This window comes from Saccharopolyspora flava (genome assembly GCF_900116135.1).
In the GTDB taxonomy this organism is placed as follows: domain Bacteria; phylum Actinomycetota; class Actinomycetes; order Mycobacteriales; family Pseudonocardiaceae; genus Saccharopolyspora; species Saccharopolyspora flava.
In genome coordinates this window covers 201,942-219,472 of sequence record NZ_FOZX01000005.1, presented here as the reverse complement: position 1 = coordinate 219,472, position 17,531 = coordinate 201,942, and the positions used below count along the sequence as shown (strand labels likewise).

The following is a 17,531-nucleotide window of genomic DNA, read 5'->3' as shown; positions in this document are numbered from 1 at the left end:
TCACAGGACCTTCGCCGGTCAGCCCGGCTTCGTGCCCACCACCGAGTGCATCGTCGGGCCGTGCACGACCAGGTCGCAGTCCGGGTCGTCGAAGCGAGCGATGACGTCGTCGATCTGCTCGGCGGTCGCGAGGCCGGCGTCGATGAGGCGGTCGCGGAGTTCGATGAAGCTGTCCTGCCAAGCGGGGATGTCCGGCATCCGCCGGGGGAACGCGACGGCTTCCGCGTCGATGTCGACCAGGCCCGCCTCGGCGAACATCCCCTGCAGCTTCGGCCCGAGGTAGGGATTCACTCCCTCCTGCACGAGGAGCTCGCTCATCGCGGTAGCCGCCGCACTCCAGGTGTCGTCCTGCGGCACGGAAGGCAACGTGGTGAGGTCGGCTTCCTCGACGAGCAGCCGCCCACCTGGTGCCAGCGCGGCGGCGAGCTTGCGCAGCACGAGTTCCGGCTCGGGCTGGTGGGCCACCATCATGCGCGCGGTGATCAGATCGTGGACCGGCTCGCCCAGCGGGTCGGTGTTGATGTCGAGCTCGCGGACCTCGAGGTGGGGCCCGACGTTCGTGGGCAGCCACTTCGGCGCGCGGTCGGCGGCCACGACGTGGCCCGTGGGACCGACGCGATCGGCGAGCCACCGCACCACGGTTCCGCTCCCCGCGCCGACCTCCAGGCAGCGCCAGCCCTCCGCGACCCCGATCTCGTCGAGTCTGCGGAACGTCAGCCGGTCCCACACCTGAGCCTGCCGGTGCAGGCGGTGGAACTCGGCTTCCTCCGACATGTCGAAGAAGTACCGCTGCGTCCTCATGCCCCCAGCGTCCGGCCAGGACCTTTCACCGCGCCTTCGTCGGTCAGCCGACCGTGGCGCCGAAGAGGAGGCCGAGGAGGTAGGTGACGCCCGCTGCGCCGAGGCCGATGGCGAGTTGGCGGAGGGCGCGCGGCAGCGGAGCGGCTCCGGACAGGACGCCGACGGTGGCGCCGGTGAGCATCAGCGCGAGGCCGACCAGGACGATCGCGACCAGCACGGCCAGACCGCCGCTCAGGCCGACCGCGAACGGCAGGACCGGGACCAGGGCGCCGGAGGCGAAGAACACGAAGCTCGACACCGCGGCCTTCGCGCCCGTGCCCACCACCTCGTGGTCGTCGGGGACCTCCGGCGCAGCCTCCCCGCCGCTGGGCTGGGCGGGCTCGGAGGCGGGGTCCTCGCGCGGGTGGGAGAGGTTGAGCTGGAACTTCCGCAGCAGCGCGTCGGCGCGGCGCTGGGCCTCGTCCTCCTCCATGCCCCGGGCGCGGTAGACCAGCGCGAGCTCGTTGGCGTCGACGTCGAGGTCCGGGACGACGGCGCGGGCGCGCGGGTCCGGGGCGGCCGCGGCCAGCAGCTCGCGCTGCGAGCGGACCGAGATGTACTCCCCCGCGCCCATCGACAGGGCACCGGCGAGCAGACCGGCCAGGCCGGTGAGCAGCACCGCCTCGGTGGGCAGGCTTCCTCCGATGACGCCCAGGACGAGGGCGAGGTTGCTGACCAGGCCGTCGTTGGCGCCGAAGACCGCCGCGCGGAACGAACCCGACACGCGGGCGCGGCCCCGGGCGGCCAGGGCGCGCACGACCTCCTCGTGGATGCGCTCGTCGGCGGCCATCGAGGCCGGCACGTCCTGGTCGTAGCGGTACGGCGAGTGGCTCTCCGCGCGCTGGGCCAGGGCCAGCACGAACACCGAGCCGAACCGGCGGGCCAGGGCCACCAGGATGCGCATGTGGAACTGGCCGCGGCGGTGCGGGCCGACGTCCTCGCCGAGCAGGTCCTCCCAGTAGCGGGCGTGGCGCTCCTCGGCCTCGGCGAGCCCGAGGAGGATCTCGCGCTCCTCGCCGCTGCGGCGAGCCGCCAGGCTGCGGTAGACCCGCGCCTCCTCGCGCTCGTCGGCGAGCCTGCGGCGCCAGCGCCGGATCGAACGGCCGTCGGTGATCTTGTCCTGCACGCGTGCAGCTTCGCAGCGCCGACACGCGGTCACCACTCGACTCGCCGGGTTCCCGCCCAGCGGACTCCGGGAGCCCGACGGCACGCGTAGTTGAAGCTTGTACGGCATAGTCGGAGCTGTCCCTACCCCCGTGGGAAGACCAGGGAGCGACGAGCAATGACCGAAGCGACCGATCCCGGACAGCTCACCGGCGACTACACCATCGACCCGGCGCACTCCCGGCTGGGATTCGTGGCCCGGCACGCGATGGTGACCAAGGTGCGCGGGCAGTTCCTCGACGTCGAGGGCCAGATCCACGTCGACGCGGAGAACCCGGCCAACTCCTCCGGCACCGCGCGGATGAAAACCTCCAGCATCGACACCGGGCAGCAGCAGCGCGACGAGCACCTGCGCACCGCCGACTTCTTCGACATCGACAACCACCCGGAGATCGTGTTCACCTCCACCTCGGTGCGCCCGAAGGACGAGAGCACGTTCACCGTCACCGGCGATCTCGACATCAAGGGCAATTCCAAGCCGGTCGAGTTCGACCTGGAGTACACCGGCCAGGCCAAGGACCCGTTCGGCGACGTCCGCGTCGGGTTCGAGGGCAGCCTGCAGGTCAACCGCAAGGACTGGGGCCTGACCTGGAACGCGGCCCTGGAGACCGGTGGCTGGCTGGTCAGCGAGAAGATCACCATCGAGCTCGACATCTCCGCGGTCAAGAAGAGCTGACCCCTGCGCGCGTGCCGCGGCGCTGCGCCGCGGCACGCGACACGCATGCCCCCGTCGTGTGACGGCTGGGGCGGCTGCGCGAGGTAGGGTGCCTCCGGCGCCGGGCGGACCGACGGAGGCTGATCTCGCATGAACCGCAAAGCCGTGACCGTGATCGTGATCGTCGTGGTGCTGGTCTGCGGCTCACTGCTGGTCCGCGACCCCGTCACGGCGGCGCAGACCGTCCGCGACGCCTTCACCACCGTCATCGCCGCGCTGACCACCGTCATCAGCGCGCTCACGACGTTCTTCCAGACGCTCTTCCACGCCAAGTAGGCCGAAGAGCAGCTGCTCAGCGGCGCCGAACGCAGTAATCTGGTTCGGCGATGTCGCGCATTCCGGCCCGCCTGGAGTCGACATGAGCAAGCTGACGCAGCCCACAAAACCCGAGAGCGGCCTGTCCCGCTCGGCCGCCCGCGGCGCCGACGAGCTGGACAAGCGATTCCGCGCTGCTCCCGGCATCCGGCGGCAGCTGAACAAGGTCTTCCCCACCAACTGGGGTTTCCTGCTCGGCGAGATCGCCCTCTACAGCTTCATCGTGCTGCTGCTCACCGGCACCTACCTGGCGTTCTTCTTCGACCCGTCGATGGCCGAGGTCACCTACGACGGCCGGTTCACCAACCTGCGCGGCGTGGAGATGTCGCGGGCGTTCGAGAGCACCCTCGACATCTCCTTCGAGGTCCGCGGCGGGTTGTTCGCGCGCCAGCTGCACCACTGGGCGGCGCTGATCTTCATGGCCGCGATCGTCGCGCACATGTTCCGGATCTTCTTCACCGGAGCGTTCCGCAGACCGCGCGAGACGAACTGGCTCATCGGCGTCGGCCTGTTCGTGCTGGGCATGTTCGAGGGCTTCATCGGCTACTCGCTGCCCGACGACCTGCTCTCCGGCACCGGCCTCCGCATCGCCTCCGGCATCCTGCTGTCCATCCCGGTCATCGGGACCTGGCTGCACTGGCTGCTGTTCGGCTCGGAGTTCCCCGGCACCGAGATCATCCCGCGCTTCTACCTGTTCCACGTGTTCCTGCTGCCGGGCATCATCCTGGCGCTGGTGGCCGCGCACCTGGCGATCGTCTGGTACCAGAAGCACACCCAGTACCCGGGTCCGCAGCGCACCGAGTCCAACGTGGTCGGGGTGCGGATCATGCCGGTGTTCGCGGTCAAGGCCACCGGGTTCTTCCTCATCGTCACGGGCGTGCTGGCGATCATGAGCGGCATCTTCCAGATCAACTCGATCTGGAACTTCGGGCCCTACGTCGCCTCGCAGGTCTCCTCGGCGTCCCAGCCCGACTGGTACATGATGTGGACCGACGGGATGGGCCGGTTGTGGCCGCCGTGGGAGCTCTACCTGGGGCCGTTCACCATCGGCGCCCCGTTCTTCCCGCTGATCCTGGGCATGGGGCTGGTGTTCACCATCGCCGCGATCTACCCGATGCTGGAGCGCAAGCTCAGCGGCGACGAGGCGCACCACAACCTGCTGCAGCGGCCGCGCGACAACCCGGTGCGCACCTCGCTCGGCGTGATGGCGATCGGGTTCTTCGTGGTCGTGCTGATCTCCGGGATGAACGACATCGTCGCGTTCGTGTTCGGGCTGTCGCTGAACATGATGACCTGGGCCGGGCGCGTCGGGGTGCTGGTGGTGCCGCCGCTGGCCTACTACCTCACCTACCGGATCTGCCTGGGGTTGCAGCGCAGCGACCGGGAGGTGCTCGAGCACGGCGTGGAGACCGGCATCGTCAAGCGGTTGCCGCACGGCGAGTTCATCGAGGTCCACCAGCCGCTGGGCCCGGTCGACGCGCACGGGCATCCCGAACCCCTGGACTACCAGGGCGCTCCGGTGCCCAAGAAGATGAACAAGCTGGGCGCGTCCGGGCATTCGGTTCCCGGCAGCCTGCTGCGCCCCGACCCGCCGGAGGAGACGGCCGCCCTGGAGCGCGCGGCGTCCGAGACTCCCCCATCGGGCAGCGGTGCCACGGGGCGGGAACGCGACGAGGAATCCGAGGTGAACTCCTCCCGATCCGGGCCTCCCGAGGCGTGAGGGCCGGCCCGCGCGGACGCCGGGGCGGCATAGGGTGACCGGCGTGTCCAACCGGGAACTCGTCGTGCTCGGCACAGCCAGCCAGGCTCCGACCCGCACCCGCAACCACAACGGCTACCTGCTGCGCTGGGACGGGACCGGGCTGCTGTTCGACCCGGGCGAGGGCACGCAGCGGCAGATGACCTTCGCCGGGGTCAGCGCCAACGACGTGGACCACCTGTGCCTGACGCACTTCCACGGCGATCACTGCCTGGGCGTGCCCGGGGTGATCCACCGGATGTCCAGCGACCGGGTGCGCGGCGCGGTGCACGCGCACTACCCGGCGTCGGGGGCGAAGTTCTTCCAGAACCTGCGCTACGCCTCGGCCTACGACGACGCGGTGCGGCTCGACGAGCACCCGATCACCCGGGACGGGGAGGTCGCGCGCGGCTCGTTCGGGACGTTGCGGGCGGTGCGGCTGGACCACCGGATCGAGGCCTTCGGCTACCGGCTGGAGGAACCCGACGGCCGCCGGATGCTGCCCGAGCGGCTGGCCGAGCTCGGGGTGCGCGGGCCGGACATCGGCCGGCTGCAGGAGGAGGGCTCGGTGCGGGTCGGAGACCGGGTGGTGGAGCTGTCCGAGGTCAGCCGCGCGCGGCCCGGCCAGCGGTTCGCGTTCGTGATGGACACGCGGCTCTGCGACGGGGTGTTCGAGCTGGCCGAGCGGGCGGACATGCTGGTGATCGAGTCGACGTTCCTCGACGCCGACGCCGCGCTGGCCGAGCGCTACCGGCACCTCACCGCCGCCCAGGCGGGCCGGGTCGCCGCCGAGTGCGGGGTGCGCTGCCTGGTGCTGACCCACTTCTCGCAGCGCTACCCGGACCCGCGCCGCTTCCACGAGGAGGCCGCGGCGGTCTTCGACGGGAGGATCGTAATGGCCTCCGACCTCGACCGGGTTCCGGTGCCGCCGCGCCGGTGAGCGCCCAACACACCGGGGCCGAAAAGCGCTGCCGCGTCCGGGGATGCGCCGTACCGTGGCGGCAGCAGCGTGTGCGTCCGGATGTGAGGAGCAGTTCTGCGATGACCAGCGCCGATGTGCTTGTCGATGCGTTCAGCAGGGTTCAGGAGGCGGTGCACGAGGCGGTCGCCGGGCTCGACGAGGAGCAGCTGGCGCACCGGATCGACGACGGGGCGAACTCGATCGCCTGGCTGCTGTGGCACCTCGCGCGCGTGCAGGACGACCACATCGCCGACGTCGCCGAGACCGAGCAGGTGTGGCTGGCGCAGAACTGGGCGGCGCGGTTCGCGCTGCCGCTGGACGAGGAGGACACCGGTTACGGCCACGACACCGAGCAGGTGGCGTCGGTGCGCGCCTCCGGTGAGCTGCTGACCGGCTACTACGACGCGGTGCACGAGCAGACGCTGCGCTTCGTCGCCGGGCTCGACGACGCCGAGCTGGACGAGGTCATCGACGCGAGCTGGTCGCCGCCGGTGACGCTGGGCGTGCGGCTGGTAAGCGTCATCGCCGACGACCTGCAGCACGCCGGGCAGGCGGCGCTGCTCAACGGCTTCCTGCTCCGCACCGCCTGACCGTCCCGATCGTGGCGCTCACCGGCGTCGGTGCAGGACAATGGCGGTCATGAGCGAGCGCAAGCCTCCCGGCGTCACGTTCGAGTCGTGGGTGGACCGGCAGATCCGCACCGCCCAGGAGCGCGGCGAGTTCGACGACCTGCCCGGTGCGGGCAAGCCGCTGCCCGGTGCCGGTGCGCCGCTGGACGAGCAGTGGTGGGTCAAGGAGCAGATCCGCCGCGAGGGGCTGTCCGGGGACGCGTTGCTGCCCACTCCCCTGCGGTTGCGCCGCGAGGTCGAGCGGTTGCCCGCGACGGCGGCGGAGCTGACCGACGAGCGGTCGGTGCGCGACCTGGCCGCCGAGCTCAACCGGCGGATCGTGGAGCACCTGCGCTTCCCGGAGGGGCCGCGGGTGGCGGTGGCCCCGGTCGACGTCGAGGCCGTGGTGGCGCGCTGGCGGGCCGACCGGGCGGCCGCGGCACCGCAAGCACCGGAACCCGCCCCCGAGCCGGCTCCGGAGCCTCCTCGCCGCGAGCGCCGACGCTGGTTCCGGAACCGGTTCCGCCGCTGACCTGAGCGTTCCCACCTGTCGGACGCACTTTGACCACGGCTGTGGGACCTGCTTCCATCTTGTGGCATGGCCACGGGACCGCTGCTGGTGCAGCGTGCGCACATCGACCTGCTGCGGGTCGCCTCGGCGGCGTGTCCGCGCGGTTGAGCTCTGCCGCTCCCGCCCGTTCACACCCCGCAGCGATGGAGAAACGTGCCATGACGCTGGAACCGACAGCAGCGGACTTCGCCCCCGAGCACGCCGAGCTGGTCGAGGTCAACGCCCGATTCGTGATCACCCGCGAGGACCTGGGGCTGCTCGAGAGCATCCTCAACCGCAACGCCGAGGTGCGCGGCTCGATCCCCGTTCAGTCCATCGTGGACACCGCGCCCGCACCGCCGCCGAAGCTGCGAATCCTGGTGGCCGCCAGGCAGATCGTGCGCCCGGACGGCACCCACATCCGCTTCACCCGCCTGGAGTTCGACCTGCTGCTGTTCCTGGCGCGCAATCCCGGCCGGGTGCACCACCGCAACACGCTGCTGGCGGCGGTGTGGGACTTCGCCAGCGAACCCCGCACCCGCACGGTCGACGTCCACGTCCGCCGCATCCGCACCAAGCTCGGACCCGAGCTCGACCTCATCACCACGGTCCGCGGCGTCGGCTACCGGCTGGATCACGCCGACCGGATCCGCATCGTCACCGATTGAGCCGGGCGCGGCGAATCGGTTGATCGCCACATCTGCCCGTGAGCACGTTGACCGCGTCCCCGGTTCGCGCAATCCTGGTGAAGTTTCGTCGGCGAACCGAATCCGGGTGGCGACATGAGCGTGGTGATCGGCGTGCTGGTGCACGCGCGTCGCCAGGAGGTCTTCCGCCAGGCCGCGAGCACCCTGACCGGCATCGCGGTGCGCTGGGGTGTCCACGATGCACCCGAGGAGGCCGCGGACAGGTTGCGGGAGCTGCTGTCCTCGCCCGGTGCGGACGGTCTGCTGATCGGTCCGGACACCTACGACGTCGTCCGCGATCAGGTCCCCGACCGGATGCCGGTGGCGGTGGTGCGGCCGGGACCGCTGGAGCTGGCGCTGGCGGTGGCGCGGATGCGCGGCGAGTTCCCCGAGCACCGGCGGGCGTGCATCGACAGCTTCGACCACCACGTGATCCAGGAGATCGCGACCTCGCTCGGGGTGCGCCACTCGGCGCTGCCCTACGCACCGGGCCAGCCGCCCGAGGAGATCGTGGCCCACCACCGGGAGGCGTTGCGCAACGGCGGGGTGGTGCTGACCCCGCGCCGCCGGGTCGCCGACGCGCTGCGCGCCGAGGCGCCGGTGGTCGAGGTGGAGCTGCCCGCGTCGTCGGTGGGAACCCGGCTGCAGGAGCTGGCGCTGCGGGTCCGGACCGAGCAGGCCGAGGATTGTCGTGTCGCCGCAGGGGTTTTCCAGGTCCGCGACGGTGACGAGGTCGAGCGCGCGCGGGCGGGTCTGCGCGAGTTCCTGCTGCAGGACCCGCAGTTGGCGGGGTCCTGGGTGGAGAACCGGGGCCGGCGCGGGCTGGTGGTGTTCGGGCACAAGGCGCTGTTCGAGCGCGCGACCGCGGACTGGCAGGTGGTTCCGGCGCTGCACCAGGCCGAGCGCGAGATGAACGTGCGCATCGCGGCCGGGTTCGGGCTGGGACCGTCGATGCGGGAGGGGATCTCGCTGGCAGAGCGGGCGGTGATGCGCGCCGAGGCCGAGCCGTACTCGTGCGGGTTCGTCATCCAGGACAGCGGGGTGATCATCGGGCCGATCGGCGGTTCCGGGCGACGGGCCGAGTTCGCCTACCGCGATCACAGCGCGCAGCTGGAGCGGCTCGCCCGCGACGTGGGGTTGAGCCCGACGACGTTGTCCCGGCTGGTGTCGCTGGAGCGCGAGCTGCACGGCCGCGCGGTCTCCCCCAGCGAGCTGGCGACGCTGATGGGCATCACCGACCCGAGCGGCAGGCGGCTGATCCGGAAGCTGGGCACCGCCGAGCTGGTGACCTCGGAGGGCAGCGCTCAGCCCACGCGTCGCGGCCGCCCCACGCGCCTCTACCGCCTCCGCCTCGGCGACGTCCTGGACAGCTCGGCCCGGGAGTAACGTCCGGCAACCGAGTTGACAAGTTTGCGCAAGGTTCGTCAAGATCTGCTCTGCCCGGTCGCCCGACCGGGGTGCGCGAGAGCGGAGGGGCGATGGCGCCGACCTTGACCGACGTGGCGAAGCGAGCCGACGTCGCCCTGTCCACGGCGTCGCGGGCGTTCAGCGACCCGCAGCGCCTCGGCGCCGACACCTTGCGCAAGGTCCTCGCCGCCGCCCAGGAGCTGGGTTACCAGGGCGCCAAGCCCGCAGAGGGCCAGGCCGCCGGGTCCACCGTGGCGATGGTGGTGCCCGACATCGCCAACCCCGTCTACGGCACGCTGGTCAAGGCCGCCCAGGGCGAGGGCAGGCGGCGCAAGCAGACCCTCGTGCTGCACGACACCGACCGCGACCCGGAGCGCGAGCGGGAAGCGATCACCCACCTGCGCAGCCAGGTCGAGGCGATCGTGCTGTGCTCCTCGCGACTGCCCGCCGACGAGCTCGTCGAGCTGTGCGGGTCGACGCCGTCGGTGCTGATCAACCAGGAGCACGACGGCGTGGACTGCGTGCTCGCCGACGCCGGCGACGGCCTGCGCCAGGCCGTGGACTACCTCGCCGCGCTCGGTCACCGGCGGATCGCGTTCGTCTCCGGCTCGCACCACTCGTGGTCCAGCCCGCGCCGGGTGCGGCTCGTGCAGGAGCTCTCCGCCGAGGCCGGGATCGAGCTGGAGGTGCTCGACTGGCAGGCCGAGACGGTCGCGGCGGGCACCGCCGTGGCCGCCAGCGTCCTGGCCACCGGCGCCTCGGCGGTGATCACGCACAACGACCTGGTCGCCATCGGCGTGATCAAGGGCGCCCGCGCGCTGGGCGTGGAGGTGCCCGACGGGCTCAGCGTCATCGGCATCGACGACGTCGCGCTCACCGAGGTCTCGCGCCCCTCGCTGACCAGTATCTCCATCCCCTGGTCCAAGGCCGGGTCGCTGAGCGTGGAGCTGCTCGGCGCGATCCTCGGCGGCAACCGCCCGGCACCGCGCAAGCACCTGCTGCCCGCTCAGCTGGTGGTGCGCGACTCCACCGCTCCCGCCTCCCGCTGATCTTCCCTCCTCCGCACCGATTGGTCCGCCATGCAACGACTTTCCGCCTCCACCACGCCCGTCTCGGCCCTGCAGCACCACCGCTCGCTGGGCGCGCCGGGCATCGTCCACCTCGGACTCGGCAACTTCCACCGGGCGCACCAGGCCGTGCACACCGCCCGCGCGCTGGAGCACACCGAGGGGCCGTGGGCGATCGTCGGGGTGGCGAACTCCTCGGCGGCGGTGGCGCAGGCGATGCGCGAGCAGGACATGCGCTACGGGGTCGTGGAGATCTCCCCCGAGCGCACCGAGGTCGGCGTGCCCGCGGTGCACAGCGACGTGCTGGTCGCCGCGCAGCAGCCCGAGGCCGTGCTCGACGCGCTGGCGGCGCAGGAGACCCGGATCGTCACGCTCACCGTCACCGAGAAGGGCTACAGCTACTCGCCGCGCACCCAGCGGCTCGACCTCGACGACCCGGGCGTGCGGGCCGATCTCGACGGCGGGACGCCGCGCACCACCGTCGGCAGGCTGGCCCGCGCGCTGCAGCGGCGCGCCGCCACGCACGCCGCGCCGGTGGCGATCCTCAGCTGCGACAACCTCACCGGCAACGGCGATCTCACCGGGCGCCTCGTGCGCGAGTTCGCCGAGGCGCTGCCCGCGCCCGAGCGCGAGGACCTGCTGGCCTACCTGCGGGACTCGGTGAGCTTCCCGAACGGGATGGTGGACCGGATCGTGCCCGCCACCACCGACGCCTACCGGGCCGCCGTCGCCGAGCGCCTCGGGCTGCGCGACGAAACCCCGGTCCCGGCCGAGCCGTTCAGCATGTGGGTGCTGGAGGACCACTTCGCCGCGGGCCGGCCCGCGTGGGAGCACGGCGGGGTGACCTTCACCGACGACGTCGAGCCCTACGAGCTGATGAAGCTGCGGCTGCTCAACGGCACCCACTCGCTGATCGCCTACCTGGGCGCGCTGGAGGGCTGCGACCTCATCGCCGAATCCATCGCCCGCCCGCACATCGCCGAGGCCGCGCGGCAGGTGATGCACACCGACTACCTGCCGACGCTGACGATGCCCGCCGACATCGACGTCGAGGACTACTCGGCCCAGCTGTTCACCCGCTGGAGCAACAGCGCGCTCGGGCACCGGACCCGCCAGGTCGGCTCCGACGGCTCGACCAAGCTCGCCCAGCGGATCCCGGTCCCGGCCGCGTTCCACCTGGCGGCGGGCCGGATGCCGCAGCACCTGGCCCTGTCGGTGGCGGCCTACCTGCGCGCCACGACCGCGCCGGAGTCCACCGAGCACACCACGGCGATCGCCGACCCGGCGGCCGAGGACCTGCGGGCCAAGCACGCCGAGTCGGGCGGCACCCGCGAGTTCGTGGCGGCGGCGCTGCGCGACGGTCTGCTCGGCGACGAGCTGGCCGCGCACACCGAGTTCCAGGCCCGGGTCGCGGAGTTCGTCGACGTGCTCGCCACCCACGGGGTCGCCGCCGCGACCGAGGAAGCCCTGCAAGCGCAGAGATAATCGCACGACCAGATTGCGTGGATCCGATGAGCGAACAAAGAAGTTCCACTGTGGACACCACCGACACCCCGCCGGACCGCAAGGCCGTGCGGCGCGCGGCGTGGGCCGGGCTGATCGGCACGACGCTGGAGCAGTACGACTTCGTCATCTACGGCACGGCGTCGGCGCTGATCTTCAGCAAGCTGTTCTTCCCGAACATCTCCCCCGTCGCCGGGATCCTGGCCTCGTTCAGCGCTTACGCGGTCGGGTTCGCCGCCCGGCCGCTGGGCGGGCTGATCTTCTCCCGCTTCGGTGACCGGCTGGGCCGCAAGTGGGTGCTGGTGGCCACGCTGCTGCTCATGGGCGGCTCCACGCTGGCGATCGGCCTGCTGCCGACCTACTCGCAGGTGGGGCTGCTGGCCCCGATCCTGCTGGTGGCCTGCCGGTTCTTCCAGGGCATGGGCGCCGGTGCCGAGCAGGCCGGTGGGGCGACGCTGCTGACCGAGACCGCCGGGCGCGGCAAGCGCGGGGCGCTGGCCTCGCTGGTGATGACCGGGGCGGCGCTGGGCACCGCGCTCGGCGCGGTCGCGTGGATCCTGGCGCAGTCGCTGCCGGAGGACGCGCTGATGAGCTGGGGCTGGCGGCTGGTGTTCGGCAGCAGCCTGCTGGTGACCATCGCCGCGCTGATCATCCGGCGCAGGCTCGACGAGAGCCCGGTGTTCCAGGAGCTCAAGGAGCAGGTCGGCGAGACGAAGGCGCCGATCTCCGAGACGTTCCGCAGGGGCAGGCGCCCGCTGCTGCTGGCGTTCTTCCTCAACGTCGGGTCCAACGCCCAGTCCTACACCTACCAGGTGTTCATGGCCTCCTACCTGGTCTCGACGGTGGGCGTGGACGAGGCGTTCGTGCCGAAGGTGCTGCTGCTGGGCGCGATCTGCGGCGGCATCGCGGCCTTCGGGTTCGGCGCCCTGTCCGACGTCCTGGGCCGCAAGAAGGTCTACTCGACGATCATGGGCGCGCTGGTGCTGCTGCCGGTGCCGACGTTCGTCGCGCTCAACACCGGGTCGCCGGTGGCGATCACGGTCGCGATCGTGCTCGGCTTCGTGCTGGCCTGCCACGGCTCGGTGGGCGTGCAGATGAGCTACTTCCCGGAGCTGTTCGGCAACCGCTACCGCTACGCGGGCGTGGCCCTGGGCCGCGAGTTCTCCTCGGTGCTCGGCGGCGGGGTGGCTCCGCTGATCTGCGCGGGCCTGATGGCGGCGTTCGCGGGTTCGTGGGTGCCGGTGGCGATCTACATGATGGTGATGATGGCGATCAGCTTCGCCGCCTCGCTGCTCGCCCCGGAGACCCGGGACCGCGACCTCACCACCGCCGACGACGCGAGCTGATCCTCCGCCGAGAACGGGCACCGGTGTCTCCGGTGCCCGTTCTCGCGCTTCGGCGGGACGAACGGGACGTAAGGTCTGAAAACAGCTGGCATCACCCGGCTTTCGCGGCCGGGGCATAATCACGAGGTGTCAGCGATCCTCGATCCCGGTCCGGTGCTGCCCTCGGCCGTCACCGATCAGGCCGGTGCGCGCAGCCCGTGGGAGTCCCTGGGACTGGTCGTGGTGCTGGCGGTGCTCACCGTCGCCGCGATCGCGCTCGTGCGCCGGCGGCGGATGCGCCGGGCCGCCCTCGTCGTCCCGGTCGTGCTGGGGCTGCTGACCTGCGCCGCCGGGGCCAACAGCTACATCGGCTACGTCCGGTCGCTGGACGACCTGGCGAGCCTGGTCCACCTCGCCGACGGCGGCGACAGCGAGCTGCGCGCGATCCCCGCGGCGGTGCCGGGCGGGGTGCGGGTGGCCGACCTGTCGGTGCCCGACCCGGCGCTGCGGGTGCCCACCGGTCGCACGCGGGTGCTGCTGCCGCCCGGCTACGACGACCCGCGCAACGCCGGGCGGCGCTACCCGGTCGTCTACCTGGTGCACGGCTATCCCAGCGGCGGGCCGGACGACTGGCTCGGGCCCGGCGGCGCCGCGGGCACCCTGCAGGCGCTGTCCGACACCCGCGCCGCGGCGCCGATGATCGTCGTGGCCGTCGACGCCACCGCGGGCAGCGGAACCGACTGGGAATGCCTCGACGTGCCGGGCGGACCGCAGCTGGAGTCCTACCTGACCGGCACCGTGCCGCGCGCGGTCGACGCCGCGTTCCGCACGCTGCCCGACCGCGGTGACCGCGCGATCGGCGGGATGAGCGGCGGCGCGTTCTGCGCGCTCAACCTGGGCCTGCACCACCAGGACACCTACTCGGTGATCCTGGCGACCGAGCCCGAGGCCACGCCCGACACCCCCGTGCTCGACGGCCACCCCGAGCTCGTCGCGGCCAACACGCCGCTGGACTACCTGGCGAGCACGCGGCTGCTGCGGCCGCTGTCGGTGATGCTGCACGCCGGGGTCGTGGCGCGCACCGACGTCGACGTCGCCGAGCGGCTCGGCCGCGCGCTGGCCTCGCGCGGTGCCGCCGTGGCGCTGCGGGTCGAACCCGGCGAGTGGCACACCTGGCGCACCGCCCGGCTCGCGCTGCCCTACCTGCTGACCTTCGCCGCCGAGCACTTCACCGGCGCGACCCCGGAACCCGCTCCGGTCACCGGTGGGCGGACTGCTCGGGCCGCACCAGCGGGAACGCCAGCGTCTCCCGGATCGACCCGCCGGTGAGCAGCATGATCAGCCGGTCCACGCCGAGTCCGAGGCCGCCGGTGGGCGGCATCGCGTACTCCAGCGCGGACAGGAACTCCTCGTCGAGCTCCATCGCCTCCGGGTCACCGCCCGCGGCCTGCAACGACTGCGCGGTGAGGCGGCGGCGCTGCTCGATCGGGTCGATCAGCTCCGAGTAGCCGGTGCCCAGTTCGGTGCCGAAGGCCACCAGGTCCCAGCGCTCGGCCAGTCGCGGGTCGTCGCGGTGCGGGCGGGTCAGCGGAGAGACCTCGGCCGGGAAGTCGGTGTAGAACGTCGGTGTCGTGGTGCGCGCCTCGACCAGCCGCTCGTACATCTCCAGCAGCACCTCGTCGCGGCTCCACTCCGGGCGCACCGGGACGGCCGCGACGTCGCAGAGCTTGCGCAGCCGGTCGCGATCGGTGTCGGCGGTGACCGCCTCGCCCAGCGCGGCCGAGATCGCCTCGTGCACGCCCACCACGGGCCAGTCGACGGAGAGGTCGACCTCCCCGTCCGGGCCGACGGCGGTGGGCGCGCCGCGCGCGGCGGTGGCCGCGGCCAGGATCAGCTCGCGGCACCGCCGGTGCATCGTCGCGTAGTCGCCGAAGGCCTCGTAGGCCTCCAGCATCGTGAACTCCGGGTTGTGCTTGTGGGAGACGCCTTCGTTGCGGAAGTTGCGACCGATCTCGAACAGCCGCTCCACCCCGCCCACGCACAGCCGCTTGAGGTACAGCTCGGGGGCGATGCGCAGGTACAGCTGCATGTCGTGGGCGTTGCCGCGGGTGGTGAACGGGCGCGCGTTCGCACCGCCGTGCACCGGCTGCAGCACCGGTGTCTCGACCTCCAGGAAGTCGGCGCGCACCAGTTCCTCGCGCAGCGCGTGCACCGCCGCGCCGCGGACCCGCAGGTTGGCCCGGGCCTCGTCGCGGGTGATGAGGTCGAGGTGGCGGTGGCGCACCCGGGCCTCCGGGTCGACCAGGCCGCGGTGCTTGTCCGGCAGCGGGTTCAGGCACTTCGCCGCCAGCTGGAATTCGGCGGCCAGCACCGACGGTTCGCCGCGCCGCGAGGTGACGACCTCACCGGTGACCGACACCTGATCGCCGATGTCGATCCGGGAGCGCCAGGCGCGCAGCACCTCCTCGCCGGAGTCGCCGGTGGTGAGCATGATCTGCAGGTCCCCGGAGAAGTCGCGCAGCGTCGCGAAGTGCACGCCGCCGTGGTCGCGCAGCAGCACGACCCGCCCGGCCACCGAGGCGCGCTCCCCGGTGCGGGTGTCGGGCGCGGTCTCGCGGTGCCGGGTGGTGATGGCCGCGCAGCGCTCGGTGCGCGGGACCGCCACCGGGTACGGGTCGACGCCCGCCGTCCGCAGCGCCGCGAGCTTGTCGCGACGCACCTGCCGCTGCTCGGCGACGCGCTCGCGCGGTGCCGGGGTCTCGGCCACCGGAGCCGGGAGGCCGGGTGCCGGAGCCGGGGCGGGATGTCGGCGCGGCACGGTCAGGAACCCTTCCGCGATGGCGGAGGCGATGCCGACGCGCGCCAGGTCGCGGCCCTCGGCGAAGGCGACGTAGCGCGGGTACCACTCCGGCCGGTACTTCACGTTCGACCGGTACAGCGATTCGAGCTGCCACCAGCGGGACAGGAACAGCAGCAGCCCCCGCCACGCGCGCAGCACCGGGCCGGCGCCGATGCGCGCGCCTTCCTCGAAAGCGGCCCGGAACATCGCGAAGTTCAGCGACAGCCGCCGCACCCCGAGCCGCGGCGCCGCCTGCGCGAGCGAGCTGACCAGGAACTCGATCACGCCGTTGTCGGCGTCGTGGCTGCGGCGCATGAGGTCCAGCGACAGCCCGTCGGCGCCCCACGGCACCAGCGACAGCAGGGCGACCGGTGCTCCGGAGGAGTCCAGTGCTTCGGCGAGCACGCAGTCCCCGTCCTGCGGGTCGCCGAGCCTGCCCAGCGCCATCGAGAAGCCGCGCTCGCTGTCGGTGTCGCGCCAGGCTTCGGCCAGCTGCGCGATCACGGCCATCTCCGTCGCGGGGATCTCGCCGTGGCGGCGCACGCGCGCGGTGTGCCCGGCCCGCCGGACCCGGTTGACGGCTTGGCGGACCGGGCGCATCTCCCGGCCGTCGAGCCCGAACTCGGGCAGGTGCAGCACTGCCTCATCACCGAGCTGCAGCACGCTCATCCCGGCTCGGGCGTAGGCGGTGGCGCCGGGTTCGCTGACGCCCATCACGGCCGGGATCCAGGTGTACTCGCGGCACATCGCCCGCCACCGGGCGATCACCGGCGGCCAGGACTCCGGGTCGCCGATCGGGTCTCCGCTGGCCAGGCACACACCGGCCACGACGCGGTAGGTGATCGCGGCCTTGCCGCTGTCGGAGAACAGCACGGCCTTGTCGCGGCGGGTGGCGAAGTAGCCCAGCGAGTCCCGGTCGCCGTGCTCGGCCAGCAGCGCGCGGATGCGCTGCTCGTCCTCCGGGCTCGGGGCGGCGGCCAGCCGCTGGGCGCGCAGCAGCAGGAACAGGGCGGTGAACAGCGTCGCCGCGCCGAACAGGCCCAGCACCAGGTCGACCCAGCCGGGTGCGTGCCCGACGCCGGTGATGTCGAAGTCGACGGCGCCGCCCAGCACCCGCTCGGCGGTCCAGGCCAGCCGGTCGCGCCAGCCGCGCAGCGAACCCGGGAACAGCGACACCAGCCCGAACCCGATTCCCACGAACCCGACTGTGAGCAGCACGAACGCCGCTGCCGCCTGGTAGCCGCTGCCGCGCTTGGCGCGCCCGTAGAACTCGCGGCGCGCCCACCACAGCAGGCCCAGCGCCGCGGCCGTCACCGCGATGTTGGCGCTGAAGATCCACACGTGCACGTTCGGCAGCTGGTACCGGGCGCCGAGCTCCTCGAGCCAGCGGGGCGCGATGTGCAGGTGGTCGCGCAGCACGACCAGCACCACGACGTCGGCGACGGCCTGCAGCGCCAGCACGGCGGTGAGGATCCACAGCGCGAGCTTCTTGCGGCGCTTGAGGGCGGTGGCCAGCACCGCGAGGAACGCACCGTAGGCGACGTTGGCCGGGGCGGGGAACAGCACGAGGTCGACGAACCGGCGCACCGGCTGGATGTGGCCGAACAGCGCCAGCCCGATCGCCGAACCCGTGCACAGCAGCGCGAGCACGAACAGCGTCCCGGACACGACGCCGGGAACCCTCCCGCGCCACCGCTTCCGCGCGTGCTGGACCACCGTGGACCTCCCGGGACGTGGCTCGGCGGCGGACCTCGATCACCTCCACCGCGAGGTCCAATCTACGGCCGGATCGTCTCGGGTATCGGGCGGCCCG

General features: G+C 72.4%; 16 protein-coding genes. 13 read left to right on the top strand and 3 right to left on the bottom strand.

Annotated elements, in window-relative coordinates; genetic code table 11:
* Positions 1–18: 18 nt before the first annotated feature.
* Positions 19–801, bottom strand: a complete 783-nt coding sequence (locus tag BM424_RS16745; protein WP_093418770.1) for a methyltransferase domain-containing protein — start codon at positions 799–801, stop codon at positions 19–21.
* Positions 802–844: 43 nt separating this feature from the next.
* Positions 845–1,966 (bottom strand): VIT1/CCC1 transporter family protein, encoded by a 1,122-nt coding sequence (locus BM424_RS16740; protein ID WP_245775901.1) that lies wholly within the window; start codon positions 1,964–1,966, stop codon positions 845–847.
* A 156-nt stretch (positions 1,967–2,122) separates the two neighbouring features.
* Here BM424_RS16740 and BM424_RS16735 point away from each other — a divergent pair, with 156 nt between their 5' ends.
* From BM424_RS16735 to BM424_RS16680, 13 genes are all read left to right on the top strand, one after another.
* The gene (locus BM424_RS16735) at positions 2,123–2,680 is read left to right on the top strand and encodes a YceI family protein (RefSeq protein ID WP_093418765.1); all 558 of its coding nucleotides are present in this window, start codon (positions 2,123–2,125) and stop codon (positions 2,678–2,680) included.
* Between the two features lie 129 nt (positions 2,681–2,809).
* Complete coding sequence (locus BM424_RS16730; protein ID WP_093418762.1) at positions 2,810–2,995, top strand: hypothetical protein; 186 nt, start codon at positions 2,810–2,812, stop codon at positions 2,993–2,995.
* Between the two features lie 82 nt (positions 2,996–3,077).
* Positions 3,078–4,754: a cytochrome bc1 complex cytochrome b subunit gene (gene qcrB, locus BM424_RS16725; RefSeq protein ID WP_093418760.1), complete on the top strand. Its 1,677-nt coding sequence runs from the start codon at positions 3,078–3,080 to the stop codon at positions 4,752–4,754.
* Between the two features lie 43 nt (positions 4,755–4,797).
* Entirely contained in the window at positions 4,798–5,712 is a 915-nt protein-coding gene (locus BM424_RS16720; protein WP_093419287.1) for a ribonuclease Z, read from the top strand.
* A 101-nt stretch (positions 5,713–5,813) separates the two neighbouring features.
* Complete coding sequence (locus tag BM424_RS16715) at positions 5,814–6,323, top strand: mycothiol transferase (protein WP_093418757.1); 510 nt, start codon at positions 5,814–5,816, stop codon at positions 6,321–6,323.
* 49 nt (positions 6,324–6,372) lie between these two features.
* The gene (locus BM424_RS16710) at positions 6,373–6,873 is read left to right on the top strand and encodes a DnaJ family domain-containing protein (RefSeq protein WP_175548130.1); all 501 of its coding nucleotides are present in this window, start codon (positions 6,373–6,375) and stop codon (positions 6,871–6,873) included.
* A gap of 66 nt (positions 6,874–6,939) precedes the next feature.
* Complete coding sequence (locus BM424_RS29880) at positions 6,940–7,020, top strand: putative leader peptide (RefSeq protein ID WP_425442026.1); 81 nt, start codon at positions 6,940–6,942, stop codon at positions 7,018–7,020.
* A 50-nt stretch (positions 7,021–7,070) separates the two neighbouring features.
* A complete protein-coding gene (locus BM424_RS29740; RefSeq protein ID WP_281248778.1) occupies positions 7,071–7,559 on the top strand; it encodes a winged helix-turn-helix domain-containing protein in 489 nt (162 codons plus the stop codon).
* Positions 7,560–7,673: 114 nt separating this feature from the next.
* Positions 7,674–8,963, top strand: coding sequence for a helix-turn-helix domain-containing protein (locus BM424_RS16700; RefSeq protein ID WP_093418749.1), 1,290 nt, complete (start codon positions 7,674–7,676; stop codon positions 8,961–8,963).
* Between the two features lie 92 nt (positions 8,964–9,055).
* A complete protein-coding gene (locus BM424_RS16695) occupies positions 9,056–10,033 on the top strand; it encodes a LacI family DNA-binding transcriptional regulator (RefSeq protein WP_093418747.1) in 978 nt (325 codons plus the stop codon).
* Between the two features lie 30 nt (positions 10,034–10,063).
* Entirely contained in the window at positions 10,064–11,536 is a 1,473-nt protein-coding gene (locus BM424_RS16690; RefSeq protein WP_093418744.1) for a mannitol dehydrogenase family protein, read from the top strand.
* Positions 11,537–11,562: 26 nt separating this feature from the next.
* Positions 11,563–12,900, top strand: a complete 1,338-nt coding sequence (locus BM424_RS16685; protein ID WP_093418742.1) for an MFS transporter — start codon at positions 11,563–11,565, stop codon at positions 12,898–12,900.
* Between the two features lie 126 nt (positions 12,901–13,026).
* Positions 13,027–14,208: an alpha/beta hydrolase gene (locus tag BM424_RS16680; RefSeq protein WP_245775900.1), complete on the top strand. Its 1,182-nt coding sequence runs from the start codon at positions 13,027–13,029 to the stop codon at positions 14,206–14,208.
* Here the strand turns inward: BM424_RS16680 and lysX are convergent.
* Positions 14,138–17,434 carry a bifunctional lysylphosphatidylglycerol synthetase/lysine--tRNA ligase LysX gene (gene lysX, locus BM424_RS16675; protein WP_093418740.1) on the bottom strand — a complete coding sequence of 1,099 codons (3,297 nt, stop codon included), beginning with the start codon at positions 17,432–17,434 and terminating at the stop codon, positions 14,138–14,140. The genes BM424_RS16680 and lysX overlap by 71 nt on opposite strands.
* Positions 17,435–17,531: the final 97 nt, after the last annotated feature.